We start from the raw sequence: 17884 nt of genomic DNA on the forward strand, positions 1-17884 counted from the left end.
GCTTTTTTATATTACAATTTGATTTCTTCGTCTTTGGAGTTGAAGAAGTGAAATTCGGTGAGGTGATAAGCGCTCACTTCTTTCACTTTTATCCATTTCCAGTATTTCAGGAACCATTTCATTCTTCTGGAGATGAGTCCAGATTTGATGTAAGCGGCGATATATGGGTGGACACATAGTGTTACCCCTACTTCGTTTTGTTCTTGCAGAATAAAGCTCAAATTGTTTTCAATATCGTCTAAAAGGACGATACTCGATCTAATTTCGCCTGTTCCGTCACAAGCAGGGCACTTTTCATTAGTGACGATGCTCATTTCGGGTCTGACTCTTTGTCTAGTTATTTGGACGAGTCCAAATTTACTAGGAGGGAGAATGGTATGTCTAGCTCTATCGCTGAGCATGCATTCCTTCAAGAATCCATATAATTCTTTTCTGTTTGGTGCTTTGTGCATATCGATAAAATCGATTACTACAATTCCACCCATATCCCTTAGCCTAAGCTGTCGGGCAATTTCTTTTGCAGCTTCCTTATTTACGAGGAGTGCGTTATCTTCTTGATTTTCTTTGTTTGCAATTCTGTTACCGCTATTGACGTCGATGACGTGTAGTGCTTCTGTGTGTTCTACTACGAGGTATGCACCACCTTGGAGGTTAACAGTCTTGCCGAATGACGCCTTAATTTGCTTTTCTACGCCGAAATGGTCAAAAATAGGTTCTTTTCCTTTATAGAATTTCACTATTTTTTCCAGGTCTGGCGATATCTCTTGAATATATGATTTTACTTCCTCGAAGATTTCATTGTCATTTACATATATATGAGTGAATTCATCTGTTAGGATATCACGCAGGATGGTGGATGCACGATCCATTTCACCGAGCACTTTCTGAGGGGGTTCAGCAGTTTTAAGGCGTTTGGTAAACAATTCCCATTTAGATATTAGGTCTAGTAGGTCTTTTTGGAGTTCATCAACTCCTTTCCCTTCCGATACCGTTCTAATAATTACTCCGAAATTTGTGGGTTTAATGCTTTCCACAATTTTCTTGAGTCTATTTCTTTCGGCACTGCCTTTTATCTTTTTGGAAATGGAAACCGAACTTGAAAATGGCACCAGTACTACAAATCGTCCCGCTATGGATAAGTCTGAGCTTAACCTTGGTCCTTTTGTAGAGATAGGTTCTTTGGCTATCTGCACTGGTAATAACATATTTCGGCTTAAAACATCAGATATTTTTCCAGCCTTGTCAATGTCCTTTTCAAGCTTCAAACTATTGAGCAGTTTCTCTTGATAACTGCCGTTCTTTACTACCCTTGTTAATTTGATTAAGGATTGTACTTGAGGTCCTAGGTCGAGGTAATGCAGGAATGCATCTTTTTCGTATCCAACGTCTACGAATGCGGCATTCAGTCCGGGCATGATTTTCTTTACTCTCCCTAAGTAAATATCGCCTACGGCATAATGGTTGCCTGCTTGCTCCCTGTTTAGTTCTACTAGTTGTTTGTCCTGTAGTAAAGCAATAGTGACCCCTTTGTCGGGGACTGAATCGATAATTAATTCCTTTACCAACAGCTACTAAATTAAGGACTGTTGTGGACTCGCTCCACAACGTGTAATGTCCGGTTAAACATAAAACCGTTTAATGAAAAAAACAATCTATGATGATTACTCGATCATAGATTGTATGACTTGAATAATAAAGCTAGGCTTTATATTTATTTTTTCTTGTGTCTATTTTTTCTTAAACGTTTTTTACGTTTGTGAGTAGCCATTTTGTGTCTTTTTCTTTTTTTTCCGCTTGGCATAGCTTTAATGTTTTTAAATGATTTTAAAAAAATGTGTTAATTACTTACTTAGTTCTTGGATCCTTCGATCGATGAACTGGGAGAGACTAGGATCTGCTGCCATTTCTTTGCTTTTCTGAAAAGCGGCGATGGCTTCATTCTTCATCCCTATATTTTCATATCCTGTTGCTAAATAAAAATAAGATTCAGCATCAGGTTTTTGTTCAATTACAATTTTAAAACGATCGATAGCACGGTCGAATTGGCGCGACTGTAATGAGAACAGGCCTAAAGTTTTGTTAGCCTCTAGGTTTTTAGGGTCTGCTTGCACGACTTCTCTCAAGATGGCGATTCCTGCCATTGGGTTATTAGTTCCCGTAACCATTGCTGCACCTAATCCTGTTTTTGCGTCTAAGCTTGCGCCGTTCAAATCTACGGCTTTTTGATAAACTTCGATTGCTTTGAGGTTCAATGCTGTTGCAAGGGTTGTATCTTGGAGATTTGTGTATCCTTTTCTAAAGTTGTCCCCGGATTTCAACCAATATTCAAATTTAGGCTCTAATTTTGCCATTTCCTCGTACAGATAAGCTTGAGGCACTGATTTTTCGACGTCGTTCCATTTATCGGCAATTTGCTGATAAATTTTCACTTTTTCTGCACCATCAGCTTTATTGGCTTTAGCTTCTAGATCTGATATTTCATTAACAATTGCGGGGTTTAAACCTTTTTTTGCAGCTTCTGAAACGGAGCTCAGGTTAAACTGAGCTGCAGCGGCAGCACCTTGGGATGAAGTTGCTGCTGCTGCAGTTTTTTCATCTTCATTAACCAAGCCCTTCACAGGTTTAAACAAAAGGAATCCTATCACAAGGACTACTGCTGCTAAAACGATGATCTGGATTTGCTTGGTGTTTTTCATGTAGATGATTATTTTTTATTACCGTTTTTAACTTTTTCTACAAATACTTTTGCAGGTTTGAAGCTAGGCACATAGTGCTCAGGAATGATAATAGCTGTGTTTTTAGAGATGTTACGTGCTGTTTTTTCGGCTCTCTTTTTAACCACAAAACTTCCAAAACCTCTTACGTAAACATTCTCACCGCCAATCATAGCGCTTTTAACTACTTTGAAGAATGCTTCAACGGTTTCTTGTACATCAACCTTCTCTAAACCAGTCTTGTTAGAGATTTCTGCAATAATTTCTGCTTTAGTCATATCTATTTTTACTCTTATTAATCTATACCCTAAGCTTAACAGCCCGTTTGGGGATGCAAAAGTATCTTTTTAAAATGAGTAATGGAAATATTTTTACGTTTTTTTTAAATCCAAACCACTATCATTCAATGATTTAGTAGATTACTTCCCCAATATTACATTTCAAAAGGCTTGCAAAGCTACAATTATTTTATTGACTATCAAAGTATTAATGATTTTTCTGAACACAATATTTCAGACAGATGACGAACATCATTTTCAGTGTGCAACGCCGAAATTACTATTCTATTTAATAATGGACTATTCGCTAAAGGATATGGAAAGCTAGAAATCAATATATTGTGATTCAATAAATTTCTGTAAAGAAATGGCTTGGTAGAACTGAACACTGGAAAATCCGGTATGTGGCTCAGGTTTGTTTCACTGGTTAATTTAGCTAATAGCTGAGTGTTTTCTTTCATTCTGTCGTATGCTTCAGCATAGATTTTTTCACCTTTAATCAGAGCATACAAGGCCGCTGGGGAAGTTGGTGACGCACCATTAAAAATTGGGTTTTTCTTTATTTGTGCAATGATTTCATTGCTTCCCAAAACTACTCCAGCATCCGTTCCCATACCTTTTGCCAGAGATGCCAAAACAACTATTTCAATGTTGGCTTTTCTTAAATTCTCTAGATCTGTAGATATTTTGTTTTTATGTAGCACCCCTATCCCATGTGAATCATCAAGAACCAATAGAAGGTTTTTATTCGGATTTACATTTTTAAAGATTGAAAAGTCATATCGTTGGGGAGTTAGGTTGTCTATACAATTTGAGACGACGATAAAATCCGTTTCAATAGCATTATTAATAAACTCGATTGTATTCTTGGACCAAGTTTCAAAATCAATTTCTGTAACAATTGGGCTTTGGTCCATCCAAAGTGCTGGATGGCTTCCTGGGGCGTACAGCAAAGTTCTGTTAGCTTTTAGCGAACGTACCACAACTTGACCTGCTAAATAACCGCTCGAAAGTAATGCTGAAGATTGGAATCCGAATCGTTCTGCAAGATGGGATTCTACCTCATCATAAATTCCTAGTTGTACATTATTAGTTCTTGAGGTTCCATTATTCAGCCCGTATTTGTCGATACCCGACTTATATAATTCGATATATTCAGGATTCGACAATAATCCCAAATAAGCAGTTCCGCCAAAAAAAAGGTAGTCTATTCCGTCAAGGCTAATAATTCGTCCTGTAGTTTGATCAAGGTTTCTAAAGGAGGTCATGGTAAAAGTTATCTGACCACAAATGTACAAAAACCTTTCAAACTACGGATTCCACGACTCATCAGGGTTATTCTCCAATTGAGATTCAAATAATTTATCAATTTCATTTATAAGGATATTATTGTACAAAATCGCTATTATGAAATTTTGGCTAACCCTTTTTCTGTTATTTATCTTTTCATTTTCACTTTCTGGACAGACCATCAGTGGAAAGGTAACTAATCAGAAACATCAAGGCATTTCAGATGTAAATATTTTTATAGCTGGGAGTTATGATGGATCTTCCAGCGATTCTACGGGTCAATTTAAGTTTTCTACGACTACCACTGGGAAGCAGCGTCTTGTTTTGAGTTGTGTTGGTTATACGACACAGCAACTGGAAATTGAGATTCGAGACAGTTTATATTTCGACCTTGTGATGGTTTCTGAGAGCAACTCTATTGAAGCTGTGACTGTTAGGGCGGGACAGATCAGTGTCAGCAACCAATCTAATTCTGTATTAACGCCATTGGATATAGTGACCACTGCTGGAAGTATGGGAAATATTATTGCGGCCTTGGGAAAACTTCCAGGGGCGCAGATCGCGGGTGAAAATGGTCGATTGATGGTTAGAGGCGGCGACCCCAGTGAAACCCAGACTTTCATAAATGGCATTTTGGTAAATCAACCCTATACCGCATCCGCCAATGGTGTTCCTGTTCGCGGTCGTTTTTCACCATTTTTGTTTAAGGGGACCAACTTTTCTACTGGAGGTTATGGTGCAGAGTTTGGGAATGCCCTATCGGGAATTCTCAATTTGACCAGCTCACAGATGATTGATCAACCCAAAACGGAACTTTCATTTTCTACCGTAGGTTTAGGAGCTAGCAATTCCCAAAAATGGGGAAATAGTTCGCTAAGTATTAATGCCAACTATACAAATCTCAAACCTTACACAGGGATCATAAAGCAAGATTTAAAATGGCACAAACCATACGAGCAGGCATCAGGGGAAGCGATTTTCAGAAATAAAGGTGACAAACATTTCTTCAATCTTTATGCCTCATTTGCATCAGAAAATTTCAGCTTCGACGACTATAGTGCTATTTACAGTCAAGAAATAAACACTTCCGTAAAGAGCAAAAATTACTATATGAACAGCAATTTTTCATATTACCTGCCTTCGAATTGGAAGCTTGAAGCTGGCTTGGGACTTGGATACCTAGATAAGAAACTAGGCTACTACAATTTTAATCTTCCATCAAAAGAAACAAGTACTCACGCTAAAATATTGGTCAAGAAAAATGCAAATCGCTGGAATTGGATGATCGGTGGAGAGCATTTTCTAACCGATATAAATGAGCAATTCATTCCTGCGGATAGTAATCCGTTTTCCTATGGTTTCAATCGTTCAATCATAGGAGTATTTTCTGAAGGTCAATATCGGATATTTCCTCAATTGACGTTTGATTTAGGTTTGCGATACACCGATAACTTGAGAAACCAGCGTTTTTTGGAACCCAGGGCAGCAATAGGTTATAACCCTTTCAAGAACCATCTTCTTTCCCTCTCCTATGGAAAATATCATCAAGAACCCGGGGTTGATATCTACAAATTTCAGAGCGACCTATTGTGGCAATCTGCCGATCACTATATCTTAAATTACACTTATCAAAATAAGGGTCAGATGGTCCGTTTAGAAGGTTTTTATAAGGATTACAAAAGATTGATCACCTACAATGATGTCATTCCACAGTACAATTCAATCTTCACGAATAAGGGATATGGCCAAGTAAAGGGAATAGATTTTTTCTGGAAAGACAGCCAAAGCATTCCCAATTTGCAATATTGGATTTCGTATTCCTATACGGATGCCAAAAAGCTTGAAAGGAATTATGAATTTTCTGTTCAACCAGACTATTTATCCAAGCATTATTTTTCTGTTGTAGGTAAATATTGGATATCAAATCTTAGATCACAATTGGGTTTGACGAATACCTATATTTCTGGGCGCCCATACCACGATCCTAATTTATCGGGGTTTATGCAATCTATGACGAAACCTCAGAACGACCTTTCCTTTAGTTGGTCATTTTTATTGACACAGCAGAAGATTCTATTTTTTTCAGTTACCAATTTATTGGGCAATAAGCCGATTTACACCTATGAATTTAGTCCACAACCCAATTCAAACGGACGATTTGATAGTAGAGCAATAACCCCAACTGCCAAAAGGTTTTTATTCTTAGGATTTTTTTGGACCATCAGTAAAAACAAAAAGGATAATCAATTGGACCAATTGTAACAGTTCATCATTTATTATCTACAATTCATCAAAGGATATTTTAAAACATTTATAGGAATTAGGAAATTTATTATACAAAACAAAAAAACATGAAGACACTAATTTTAACAGTATTGACATTCTTTTGCCTATCAAGCTATGGACAAGGAAATTATGAGAAAGCTATGGGTGAGGCCTTACAATTATGGGGGACTGGGAAGACAAAAGAAGCCAGTGCTCAACTTGAAAGAATAGCCCAGGCAGAGCAGGATAAATGGCTACCAAAATATTATCAAACATTGACACTTATTACTCATTCATTTGGTATTCAGGATGAGGCAGAAAAGACTAATGCATTGAAGAAGATCAATGAATTGATCCCTAAAGAAAACTTAAATTCCGAATGGCTGGTGTTAAGGGCTTTAGCGAGCACATCTGACCTTACCAGCGACCCAATGAACAAAGCCATGATATTATCTCCGTCCATTATAGCAGATTATGAGACTGCGATTAAGATGGATCCTAAAAATCCAAGAGCATTGATTGGTTTAGCGGAATTCAATATTCAATCCAAGAAATATATGGGTGGAGATACCAAGGAAGAATGCGAAAGTTTACAGAAAGCATTAACTTTATTCAGCGATGAAAAGCCCGCCGAATTATTTTATCCTACTTGGGGAAAAGAAAGGCAGAAGCGCTGCTAAAAGAGTGTAAATAATTTTATGAAGACATTTCTAACCTCGTTGTTATATGCAATCATCATTAGTTTAATGATTTATTTTTGCATTGCAATTTTTGTTTTATTTGCGACTGGGAGCTTAGAAATGTCTTTTATTACTGCTCCAGAATCTGTAGCCGGAATTGCCTATGGTATTTTTCTTTATTTAACTGGTTCTTTTACGGGTTTATTGTTGAAAAAGCTGATTCCCGACAGGTCCAAGGCAATTTCTCATATCCTTGGATATATTATTTTAACCATCATTTTTGCACCTATTGTAGTTTTTCTCATAAATTTTTCCATCGAAGTTTTATGGCTCGGGAAGTCGTTTGATCATTTTATACAGAATGAATTTTGGTATGGCTATATTCCAATAATTATAATTGCGATTCTGATAGGTCTTGGCTGGTATGGCTTTTACTATTACAAACAATTCAAGAACCGACAGATAGCACATCAAAAACTTATTGCTGGCGAGGCGACAGCCCAGCTGGAGTCCTTAAAAAACCAGATAGATCCGCACTTTCTATTCAACAGCCTTAATGTCTTGATTGGCTTAATTGAGGAAGATCAAAAAAACGCGATTTCATACACAAAATCATTATCAGGAATTTACAGGTACATTTTGGAGCATAAAGACCAAGAATATGTAACTATTAAGGAAGAACTGGAATTTGCTAAGGATTATATTACTCTCTTACAATTGAGGTTTGAGAACTCTATTCAATATGAGAACTTAATTGATGATAAGAACCTGAATAAAAAAACGGTTCCTTTGTCCTTACAGTTACTTTTAGAAAACTGCATAAAGCACAATAAAATATCCGAAGAACAACCATTAAAAATAAGGATTTATGATGAAACGGACATGTTGGTCGTTGAAAACAACTTGCAAGAAAAATCAAATCATTCCGCATCTACAAAAATAGGATTGCGAAATATCCGCGACCGCTACTTACTTACGAGCAAGAAAGATATTCATATTTCAAAATCTCAAGATATGTTTATTGTTAAAATGCCAATGCTATAAGATGAAAGATTATTCTACAGTTATTATTGAGGATGAAAAGCCAGCTGCTAGACTACTGATGCGAAAACTTAATGATTTAGGTTTAGACCATGTCGAAATGCTACATTCTGTAGCACAAGCTAGGAAATGGTTTTCTGAGAATGCCTGTCCTGACTTGATATTCCTGGATATACAGCTGTCAGATGGATTGTCGTTTGAAATCTTTGATGGGAATGATATAGATAGCTCCATTATATTTACTACAGCTTACGATGAATTTGCCTTAAAGGCATTTAAGATGAATAGCATCGATTATTTACTGAAGCCCATCTCCCAGGATGAATTGTCATTTGCTATCGATAAATTCGAACGTTTAAGAGATGATCGACAAGAATTAAACCTCAAACAGATTAAGGAGATTTTCAACAACAATCACACAAATTTTAAAAACCGATTTACAGTAAAAATTGGCCAGAACATTAAGTTAATAAACATCGAAGATATTGAATGTTTTATTCTGAAAACAAAGGAACGTATATTTTTACCAAGGACAGTGACCAATATTTATTGGATTACAGTCTAGATCAAATTGAAGGTTTATTACATCCGGAGCATTTTTTTAGAATAAGTCGTGGTCATTTAATCAACATCTCGGCTATCAAAAACATTTCTATCCATTCTAATTCCAGGCTTAGAATTGAATTGTTTCATTACCCTAGCAAAGATGTTATTGTTAGTCGGGAACGGGTTCAGGATTTTAAAACTTGGTTAGGTTAGTTAAGGTGAAATTTTAAAGGTACATTAATACCTACCCCAATTGTAAAACCATCAATTGGTTTAAAGTTTTCTTTTGTATTTATGTCGAATCCATATCCTGCAGATAGTTCTAGCATTGAAAAAATACTTATTCCTGCTTTAGCAGTTGCTGTATAGGGTGTGATTTCGCCTTTTATGAATGGCCAGACGGCAACATTATTGAGGTAATAGGTTACTCCAAATTCTGGTATGACTGTCGTTTGATCTAGCATCCAAGTGAAGTTAGCACCTGCATCAAATTTGATATATTGAGATTGATTAGGGGCATATAATGTCCATGCTGAAGCTTTCAAAAAACTCCCACTTTGATATTGATATCCAATGGAGGGGCCAAAGATCCAGCCCTTCGCTTTATTTTCTTGAGCGCAAGAAACGTTTACAAGTGTTAATAAACACACTAATATTATTAAATATTTCTTCATTTTTAAATTACCTAAAATCAATACTGTTTATGAAGACATTCAGTAAAGATATTTGTTATTTTTAGAAAATTATCACAATCACACAAAACTATCAGTCTGAAAATGATTGTTCAAACATTTGTTTTTCAGCGCATTAATTCTTGTTAAATGTTACTTTAACATATATTTTACAATTAAAACATTAATTAATTTTTATCAATTCCTTAACAGGAATATAACAACAAACATTTAACTTTCAATCGATTAAACTCTTTGTAAAAATGGCGTTTAATTATACGTGTTGTTACATGTATTTTGATCATACTTAGAAAGACAAAAAATAATTCCATAGTTTGGGCGTTTTATTTTACTAAACCCTAAACCTTATCTTTTCTAAGATAATGGTCTTTAATTAATTCATTCAAATTTTTTAGAACTATTGTATGAAGATTATTAGTTTAAAAAGCACTGCACTGAGCCAAGCACATCCATTATGTCCACACTGTGGGGAAGCATATCTTTTTTCCCGCGTTCGTAGACCTTGGTGGGTGAAATCATTTTTGTTTTTTTTGCCAGTAAAGAGGTATTCTTGCAATCAATGCAACAAGAGCTCGTACATTTTACGAAACAAAGTTTAATGGGTTATCACACTAACGCTCATCAATAACTTTAACAAATTTTATTAAAAGAATTATCGTATACAGTTGCTGTCTTCAATATTAAGATATCGCCAGGTACTTAATTAAGATCATAGCAATTTAGTATACCTGGCAATCGATTGCATTTTTTTTAGCCTTAAATAGTTCTTCATTTTGTTAAACAAAGTAATACTAATCTTTATTCAGGTTGGTGGAGCATTAATTCATCTATGGTTTCTTCTATCTTTTGGTAAGGGAATTTATGGATAACAAACCTATGTTTTCCTTTGTCATTTGGCTCCCAGTGATTCGAACCATCTGCACTTACTATCATTGTTCCATTTCCGCTGAGATAAAAATATTTTTCAGGATTATCTGCTGCTATTAATACTGCGGTTTGATCCCATGAGCTTCTAGAATTCACTTTATCTTTGGCATAGGTGTCAAAATTGATTTTATATCCCATTGAGACAGGGCTATTCTTCAGATTTAAGTCAGCAATTTTGCCACCTGTTTTTATTTTGTCCCCAATTTCGAAGCCGTAAAAAGGATAGGCTTTTGGAAATTCTCAAAAGCATATTTTGCTGATTCAGCGTCTTCGTGAATATTGAATTCTTTTCCTTGCGGAAAGGCCCCAGCCATTGCCACCCAGTTTTTCACTTTTTGGTTCACTAATTCCTGTCCGGTTAAGTTAGAATATTTATCTGCTTTAGATTTTAGTAATTCTGCAATATTGGTCATAAACCCTACTGTCACTATTGTTACGCTGTTATCGGGTTGTTCTGCCAGTACTTTTCTATAGATTTCCACTGAAGGATGATACTTTTTATTCAACAATTCGGGGCAGAATAGTTCGATTATTTTTCTATTCCAATTGTTTGCAGCGGTGAAGTTTGGAGCCAAAGGATTTGTTGTCTTTCCAACGGGGATATTATCTTTTTTGAAATATCGATTATATACCTCAATGGTTGCAGGGATGTCTTGATGAGAATCACTAGCCACAGTTGCCAATATCTCAATTTCACCTCGGTCTGCAAAAGCATGCAACAAGGCTATGGCACCGATGTCGTCATAGTCGGGTCCCATATCTGTATCAAAAATCACTTTGATTTTGGAGGAATCTGGGTTGTTGATTTTCGAGGCCATTGAATTTTGGACATGACCAAATATGAACATGATGGAAATCAACAGATGAATCCATTTTGGCGTAGGCTTACCCATAATTTATAGTTTAGGTATCTGAACCTTCAATATAAGAAAAAGAAATGTAAGGTCTATGCTATATGGTGACGAACAATTTGAACAAAAAAGGCTTTTAACGAATTAAAAGCCTATTTTCCCATTGTTTATTTTTTTCCTCCACCTCTTAGTAAAGCGACCAATAATAGAATAAATACAGCTCCGCCAACTACCCATACCCATGGTTTGGCAAACATTCCTTCGTCGCCTTTGTCAATATCTACATTGATATCTAATCCTTTTTCTTGCGCCCAGGCTTGTACAGATACAAAAAGCATTATCAATAATGCCACTGGTCTTGTTCTCAATTTCCAAATTCCTTTCATATTTGATGTTTTAAAGTTTATAATTTGGATATAAACAGTTTGTGATGACAAATGTTTTGGTTTAATAATAGAAAACTTTCACAACATTTAAAATAACTGAAAACCAATGATATCGCGAATTTCGATAATTTTTAATGCAGAGTTAATTTTAGTGATGATTTTACGTAGCGGAACATCGACAATTGAAAGTTTAATGCGATTTTTCTATTCCATGTAGTTGATTATTAGCGAACTTTGCCATATCAAACTAATTTTAACTTAAATGGCTTAATAGCTGTTATCACACTTACAGACAATGAACCCATATCTTAATTCACACAATCAAGATCTTTTGGCGTATGCTAAAGAGCATAAGACCAAGTATAAAAATGCGAATCCATTTCCGAGCATTTATTTTGAGAATTTTTTCAACCCTGATTTTTTATCTTCTGTAGTTGGACGAATTTCCTGATTTGTCAAAGGGCAATAATATAGTTTATAATGATCCTTTACAGAAGAAATTGGCTGGAAATGGGGAGGAACTTTTTGGTGATAAGACGAAGTTGTTGATGCATTTTTTAAATTCAGAACCCTTTTTAAATTTTGTAAAAGAGCTTACTGGGATAGATGAGACTTTATTTGGGGATCCTTATTTTTCAGGTGCTGGTTTGCATGAAACGAAAAAAGGCGGGTTACTGAAAGTTCATGCGGATTTCAACAAACATCCTATCAATGGGTTAGATAGGCGTGTGAATATCATCGTTTATCTTAACAAGGATTGGAAGGACGAGTATGGTGGTCATTTTGAATTATGGGATGAAGAAATGATAGGTTGTGTAGATAAGTTTGCTCCGAATTTCAATTCTATTGCGATGTTTTCTACGACTTCAAAATCCTATCATGGTTTACCAAACCCCTTAACCTGTCCTGATGGTATGAGCAGAAAGTCATTGGCCTTATATTATTATTCTTATGGACGTCCTGAAAGTGAGGCAATAGCTTTCAAAGAAGGTCATAATTCCATCTTTGTAAAACGTAAAGACTCAAATGAAGACGCTTCAGCATGGAACGCATATGATGAAAGCAAAAAGAAAAAAACCAATCTTGAAAAGAATTTACAACAAAATAGTGGCGAAACTATTGTAATAATAAAGAGCCGGTTTGAAGAATTCAAACCGGCTCCACCTAAAGTTATGGGAACTCAACTCTCCATTTCTGCGTCTAGATTAATGAATGCTTCAGCTATTTCGGTAAGATCAAGATCTGTTTCTTCCTCCTCATCTAAGGTATCTTCCAATAAGTCGGCAACTTTCTTCCATCCCATTGTAATGGCGATTTGTGCCAATCCTCCATATGTAGCGATTTCATAATGTTCGGCTTTTTGTGCAGCAATTATTAGTGCTGCATCCCTGGTCATTGATCCCTCAGGAGTAGACTTAATGATCTCTTCCGCTTCTGTAATTATACCATTTATTGCAGCGCATTCTTTTTGTTCAGGTTCTTCATCCAAATGACTGAAGATTTTTTCAATTCTACTGACATGTTTTTTGGTTTGAAGTCGATGGTCTTCAAATGCATCTTTTAACTCTTCGGTTGTTGAAGCATCTTCTAATTTTTTTAAGGCATCGATCAATACATTTTCAACATAATAGACATCCTTAAGACCATCAAGGAAGAATTTGTACAAAGGTCCCTGCTTCTCTTCACCGTTTGTTTTTCGAGTTTCGCTATTATCTGTTGCTAAGGCCTGCACCACATTTTCCAATGTAGAGTCCTTATTTGATTCTTGTTTTGCCATAACTAAAAATTTAGCTGTTTGAAAAATTATCCCGAACGTTTTGCTCGGGACAATTATGTATGTTATCCGTTTCTTCTTCCTCCGAAACCTGATCGTCCTGACCGTTCGCCCACATGTGATGCGTGTCCACCCATTGCTGCGATTCTGCTACGGTCAGCCTTGCTCATTGCTGCAAAACCACGTTTGGAACTGCCACTTGATGACGACCCTCGATTTGTACTCGAAGAACGGCCCCTGTTTGATCTTCCATCGCTCATACTAGATCTTCCTGGTCCGGAACTAGAAGAACGATTACCTCGTCTATCAGAAGTAAAGCGTCCTTGGTCGTCCCTGGGAGTATTGGAACTACTTCTTCCTCGTCTGTCCGAATAGTCTTCATCGTAATCATCTTCAGCATATCGATTATCATATTCATCGGATTCATCATAATCATCATAATCATCATAATCCTCTTCATCATAATCGTCATCGTATTCCTCGTCATTTTGAAGCGTCCCTAAATCCATGGCTATATCCCAATTGATAGATGTCTTCTGCCGATGTTTTATTTCCTGAATTATCACTCCTCGAGCTACTATTTCTTGAATTTCTTCTGTTCATAATAAATTCTATTTTTAATATTCCCTTCTACAGTATGCATTCCTGTAAAAAGCGATTTAAAAACCTAGCTAGATTATTAACTTCTTTCTAATTCAAATATAGATGAACCAATTTTGCTGATTTATGATTACAATCACATAATCAACTATTTACACAAATATTTTCCGGTTCTTGATCATCAATAAATTTTCGCTTTCCAATATTTTAATGTTTCTAATCACCGTTTCTACAGTCAAGCCAATTATATTGGCAATCTGCTGGCGTGTTAATGGAATCTCGAAGGAAAAATCTGAATTGCTTGATTTAAATCTTCGCATATAATTCAAAAGACCTTTTATTTTTTCTTTGGGGCATTTAATAGAATTGTTTTGAAGCATGAATATTTTCTGATTCAATCTATTTGCCATACTATTGCATAAATCCATCAATAATTCAGGTTTAGTTTCCAACAAACCCAACAGTCTCTCTTTAGGAAGTTTTATGATCGTACTTTGCTTTAGGGCAATTGCATTCATTGGATAAACAGTAGATGCAATAATGATAGATTCTGCCAAACTATCCCCATCCTCCAGGATGTTTTGAATAAACTCTTTTCCATCATGGTCATATGAGTTTAATTTGACTTGCCCTCTAATAATTTGCATATAGCAATGAGGCGTTTCTCCTTCCATGAATATTATCTCACCTTTATTACATCTTAAAATAGATGCTCCTGCCCTTCTTAAAATTTTTTCATCAATTTCCATTACCTTGCCTTTTTAGCATTTTCTCAATCTTTTACTTTCCTGTTTCCATATGTGCGGCATCTACAGGTTTTGACTCCGGAGATCCTTTTTGTCTTAAGAAAATCGTTAATACTATGATTGCTGCAACTGAAATAAATTCACTCTGCCAATTCTGGAATGACTCGAACCAAAATTTGGGTTTTATAAGGTAGTCCATCAAATCTATTTGTGCTTTATTATTGATCTTTTGATCGAGATTATATTCTTTAAAACTACCGTATAAATGTCCGGACCAGCTTAGCACAAATAACAATACGAAGGCGATTGAGAGAGATCTTTTGTATAAGAATAATCGCCAGCCTCCTTTTTTAACCGGTTTAGGAGCATCATTCTTATGCGGATCTGGTTCTCTATCTACTTCTTCCATCTTATCCAATGATTTTGATTCCGCTGAACCTATTTGTCTTAGTGAAACCGTTAGGATTACATATAACGACATCTGTAAGAACTCACTTTGGAAATTTTCAAAAGTCGCGGAAATAAAATGACCTGTTTTTAGATATTCCAACAATGCTATACTTGGATACCCAGATTCTTGTAAGTGTCCATTGTTTTCCATCCATCCGAAATAAGCCTGGCCAATGAGCGCTATCAAAAACAACGTTACAAAAGTTAGGGACAATCCATTTTTATAAAAAAATCCTTTTTTAGCACTCATTCTGTTCAGCATTATTGGGTTACATTTTTACAGAAGGAACACCTATCCGTTTAGTTTCGTTGTTTATATTTTGCCAGATATGTCAAAATAATGAAAGGAATTAATCCATTTCAAACGGTAATAAATCCATGATATTTAAAAGACGAAGAATTGGACCGGAGAAAATATAAAGCTTTTAACTAAAAATTTTAAAAGTTTCGAAGTCTACTTTTTCCATTATATCGTTAGAAAAATCACAAACAATAACATTCGAGAAATTAATTTTCGGAATTCGCGCAAAATTTGCTTATTAAAGGTCATTTTTCATTAGATATTCATTTATAAGGTATTATCTCTGTAATATTGCAAAAAAACAGCTAGAGATTGTTTTTATATGGTTTATGAAATTTTAATAACTGAGATAGAAAACTATCTCCTCACATTGGTTCCGGAGCAAGCTTCGGAATATTGTTTTCACAATGGTCATCATACCAAAGATGTTGTTATGGCAGCTCAGGAAATGGCCGATTACTATTCTTTAAATTCTGAGGACCGATTTATTGTTGTTTGTGCAGCTTATTTCCATGATACAGGCTATTTATCCGGAGGGGCTGAGGGTCATGAAGAGCGCAGTACAAAGATTGCTGAGGATTTCTTGACAGCGCACAATGTTTCAGATTTAGTTATTCAAAGAGTAAAATCCTGTATTCTAGCCACTAAAATGCCTCAATCTCCTAGGAACCTTTTGGAAAGCATCTTATGCGATGCAGATTTATTTCATTTGGGTACCCAAGATTTTGAGGGACGCAATAAGTTGATGCTGCAGGAGTACGAATATAGCAATGGAACTAAAATCGACAAATCAACTTGGCGCAATCATACCATACAACTTATGGATCAACATTCTTTTCATACGGAATATGCCCAGAAGAAATTGAATATCGGTAAAGCCAAGAATCTTGAAGGTTTGTTGAAAAAACAAAAGAAAGCATTGACGAAACTAGAAGTTGAGACTGAAAAATTAAAAAAACCAGAAAGAGGAATTGAAACCATGTTCAGGATAACATCTGCAAATAGTCAGCGCTTGAGCGACATGGCAGATAACAAGTCCAATATTCTACTTACTGTCAACTCAATTATCCTATCAATCGTTGTTGCTGTATTATTAAAGGCTTTGGACAGCAATCCCCATCTGATTATCCCAACTGTTTTACTGATGTCTACATCTGTATCTACTATGGTTTTGGCCATATTGGCTACCATCCCCAAAATCCCAACAGGATATTTTAGTGAGGAGGAAGTAAAAAACAAGTCTGTGAATTTGTTGTTTTTTGGAAACTTCTACAAGACAAAATTTGAAGATTATCAAGGAGCAATGAATAAAGCCATGGATGACAAGGATTTTCTATATGGCATGCTCACAAAAGATGTTTATTCTCAAGGGGTTGTACTTGGCAGGAAGTATCAGCTATTACGCTATGCCTACGGTATTTTTATGTGTGGATTAGTATTATCAATTGCTGCATTCTGTATTGCGGTATTATTTTCGAAATAATGATTGGATATAAGTTTTTAATTAATTTGCTGTTTCTTTCAAGCCTAGCATCTTGCCAGTCACAAACTAACAACAAAGACAATAAGCAAAACGAAAAGAATATAGATTCTGCAAAAGCAGTTTCAGTAAAGGAAAAGTTTACCCTGCCAAGTGAATTAGATGAAATTTCAGGATTTACGTTTTTGTCAAATGACAACAATATCGTCTATGCCATTCAGGATGAGGCTGGGATTGTGTATACCTATGATCTAAAAAACGGATCTATCGTATCTCAATTTGAATTTGGGCCTGATGCTGATTACGAAGAGATCACAACTGATGGTGAATATTTCTATATTCTGCAAAGCAATGGCAGTATTTTTAGTTTTCCTATTGGCATGGATGTAGATCAAGCGAAGGTCAAAAAATTTGATTCAAAAAACTTGGGAAAGGGTGAATATGAATCATTAGCTTATGATAGCAAAACCAATAGCCTAAGCGTACTTTGTAAATCTTGTTCTATAGATAAAGGTGAAAGTACATTAACGGGTTATCGTTTAAATATTCTAGAACAAGGTGAGGTTGTTTTAAATGGTTCATTCAGCATTGACCTGAACGCTGTGAATAAACTGAATTCGAAAGAATTTAAATCTTTGAAACCTTCGGCATTGAGCAAAAGAAACTCAAACAATCAATGGTATGTTCTTTCTTCAGTTGATAATATCATCTTGATTCTGGATGAAAGCCTTAATCCGTTGGAGGTTATCAATTTCAAGAAAGAAACAATTTGAACAACCCGAAGGGATCAATTTTAACAATCAAGACGCTATGTTTATCAGCAGTGAGAGAAATAAGGCTCACAATGCTTTTATTTACCAGAT

19 protein-coding genes and 1 pseudogene are annotated in these 17884 nt (G+C 35.7%); 8 read left to right on the forward strand and 12 right to left on the reverse strand.

The features are described from left to right. Positions 1-11: 11 nt before the first annotated feature. From FGL31_RS21720 to FGL31_RS21735, 4 genes are all read right to left on the reverse strand, one after another. Positions 12-1565: an Rne/Rng family ribonuclease gene (locus tag FGL31_RS21720; RefSeq protein WP_138094406.1), complete on the reverse strand. Its 1554-nt coding sequence runs from the start codon at positions 1563-1565 to the stop codon at positions 12-14. Between the two features lie 276 nt (positions 1566-1841). Further along, complete coding sequence (locus FGL31_RS21725) at positions 1842-2696, reverse strand: tetratricopeptide repeat protein (protein ID WP_138094408.1); 855 nt, start codon at positions 2694-2696, stop codon at positions 1842-1844. A gap of 8 nt (positions 2697-2704) precedes the next feature. Next, positions 2705-2992 carry an HU family DNA-binding protein gene (locus tag FGL31_RS21730; RefSeq protein ID WP_093099732.1) on the reverse strand — a complete coding sequence of 96 codons (288 nt, stop codon included), beginning with the start codon at positions 2990-2992 and terminating at the stop codon, positions 2705-2707. A 200-nt stretch (positions 2993-3192) separates the two neighbouring features. Beyond that, a complete protein-coding gene (locus tag FGL31_RS21735; protein ID WP_138094410.1) occupies positions 3193-4260 on the reverse strand; it encodes an aminotransferase class I/II-fold pyridoxal phosphate-dependent enzyme in 1068 nt (355 codons plus the stop codon). A 139-nt stretch (positions 4261-4399) separates the two neighbouring features. On the opposite strand from FGL31_RS21735, the gene FGL31_RS21740 reads away from it, so the two are divergent. The 5 genes from FGL31_RS21740 (at position 4400) to FGL31_RS27075 (ending at position 9027) form a co-directional block, all read left to right on the forward strand. Continuing rightward, the gene (locus FGL31_RS21740; protein ID WP_138094412.1) at positions 4400-6544 is read left to right on the forward strand and encodes a TonB-dependent receptor; all 2145 of its coding nucleotides are present in this window, start codon (positions 4400-4402) and stop codon (positions 6542-6544) included. Positions 6545-6633: 89 nt separating this feature from the next. Continuing rightward, positions 6634-7227 carry a tetratricopeptide repeat protein gene (locus FGL31_RS21745; RefSeq protein WP_138094414.1) on the forward strand — a complete coding sequence of 198 codons (594 nt, stop codon included), beginning with the start codon at positions 6634-6636 and terminating at the stop codon, positions 7225-7227. Positions 7228-7245: 18 nt separating this feature from the next. Further along, positions 7246-8271 (forward strand): sensor histidine kinase, encoded by a 1026-nt coding sequence (locus tag FGL31_RS21750; protein WP_138094416.1) that lies wholly within the window; start codon positions 7246-7248, stop codon positions 8269-8271. Between the two features lies 1 nt (position 8272). After that, positions 8273-8833, forward strand: coding sequence for a LytR/AlgR family response regulator transcription factor (locus FGL31_RS21755; RefSeq protein ID WP_232047076.1), 561 nt, complete (start codon positions 8273-8275; stop codon positions 8831-8833). Next, entirely contained in the window at positions 8758-9027 is a 270-nt protein-coding gene (locus tag FGL31_RS27075) for a LytR/AlgR family response regulator transcription factor (protein ID WP_232047077.1), read from the forward strand. Before FGL31_RS21755 ends, FGL31_RS27075 begins: the two co-directional genes overlap by 76 nt. Here FGL31_RS27075 and FGL31_RS21760 read toward each other — a convergent pair. The 4 genes from FGL31_RS21760 to FGL31_RS21775 form a co-directional block, all read right to left on the reverse strand. Continuing rightward, complete coding sequence (locus FGL31_RS21760; protein ID WP_138094418.1) at positions 9024-9488, reverse strand: hypothetical protein; 465 nt, start codon at positions 9486-9488, stop codon at positions 9024-9026. The genes FGL31_RS27075 and FGL31_RS21760 overlap by 4 nt on opposite strands. Before the next feature lie 816 nt (positions 9489-10304). After that, positions 10305-10571 (reverse strand): hypothetical protein, encoded by a 267-nt coding sequence (locus tag FGL31_RS21765; protein WP_138094420.1) that lies wholly within the window; start codon positions 10569-10571, stop codon positions 10305-10307. Positions 10572-10621: 50 nt separating this feature from the next. Continuing rightward, positions 10622-11326 carry a nucleoside hydrolase gene (locus FGL31_RS21770; protein ID WP_138094422.1) on the reverse strand — a complete coding sequence of 235 codons (705 nt, stop codon included), beginning with the start codon at positions 11324-11326 and terminating at the stop codon, positions 10622-10624. A gap of 125 nt (positions 11327-11451) precedes the next feature. After that, the gene (locus FGL31_RS21775) at positions 11452-11670 is read right to left on the reverse strand and encodes a hypothetical protein (protein ID WP_099369711.1); all 219 of its coding nucleotides are present in this window, start codon (positions 11668-11670) and stop codon (positions 11452-11454) included. A gap of 548 nt (positions 11671-12218) precedes the next feature. Between FGL31_RS21775 and FGL31_RS27080 the strand changes: the two are divergent. Beyond that, a pseudogene (locus FGL31_RS27080) lies at positions 12219-12605 on the forward strand (2OG-Fe(II) oxygenase); the annotation flags it as partial. A gap of 245 nt (positions 12606-12850) precedes the next feature. On the opposite strand, the gene FGL31_RS21785 reads toward FGL31_RS27080, so the two are convergent. The 4 genes from FGL31_RS21785 to FGL31_RS21800 all read right to left on the reverse strand — a co-directional run bounded on the left by FGL31_RS21785 (position 12851) and on the right by FGL31_RS21800 (position 15490). After that, entirely contained in the window at positions 12851-13447 is a 597-nt protein-coding gene (locus tag FGL31_RS21785) for a DUF892 family protein (protein ID WP_138094424.1), read from the reverse strand. A 62-nt stretch (positions 13448-13509) separates the two neighbouring features. Further along, positions 13510-13953 carry a KGG domain-containing protein gene (locus FGL31_RS21790; RefSeq protein WP_197734364.1) on the reverse strand — a complete coding sequence of 148 codons (444 nt, stop codon included), beginning with the start codon at positions 13951-13953 and terminating at the stop codon, positions 13510-13512. A 243-nt stretch (positions 13954-14196) separates the two neighbouring features. Continuing rightward, positions 14197-14793 (reverse strand): Crp/Fnr family transcriptional regulator, encoded by a 597-nt coding sequence (locus FGL31_RS21795; RefSeq protein WP_138094426.1) that lies wholly within the window; start codon positions 14791-14793, stop codon positions 14197-14199. A gap of 31 nt (positions 14794-14824) precedes the next feature. Beyond that, a complete protein-coding gene (locus tag FGL31_RS21800; RefSeq protein ID WP_138094428.1) occupies positions 14825-15490 on the reverse strand; it encodes a DUF6766 family protein in 666 nt (221 codons plus the stop codon). Positions 15491-15863: 373 nt separating this feature from the next. Between FGL31_RS21800 and FGL31_RS21805 the strand changes: the two genes are divergently transcribed. Further along, positions 15864-17024 (forward strand): Pycsar system effector family protein, encoded by a 1161-nt coding sequence (locus FGL31_RS21805; protein ID WP_138094430.1) that lies wholly within the window; start codon positions 15864-15866, stop codon positions 17022-17024. Beyond that, a complete protein-coding gene (locus tag FGL31_RS21810) occupies positions 17024-17794 on the forward strand; it encodes a YjiK family protein (protein ID WP_138094432.1) in 771 nt (256 codons plus the stop codon). The genes FGL31_RS21805 and FGL31_RS21810 overlap by 1 nt, the downstream gene beginning before the upstream one ends. Positions 17795-17884 lie beyond the last annotated feature (90 nt).

The organism is Sphingobacterium daejeonense, assembly GCF_901472535.1.
Lineage (GTDB): Bacteria > Bacteroidota > Bacteroidia > Sphingobacteriales > Sphingobacteriaceae > Sphingobacterium > Sphingobacterium daejeonense.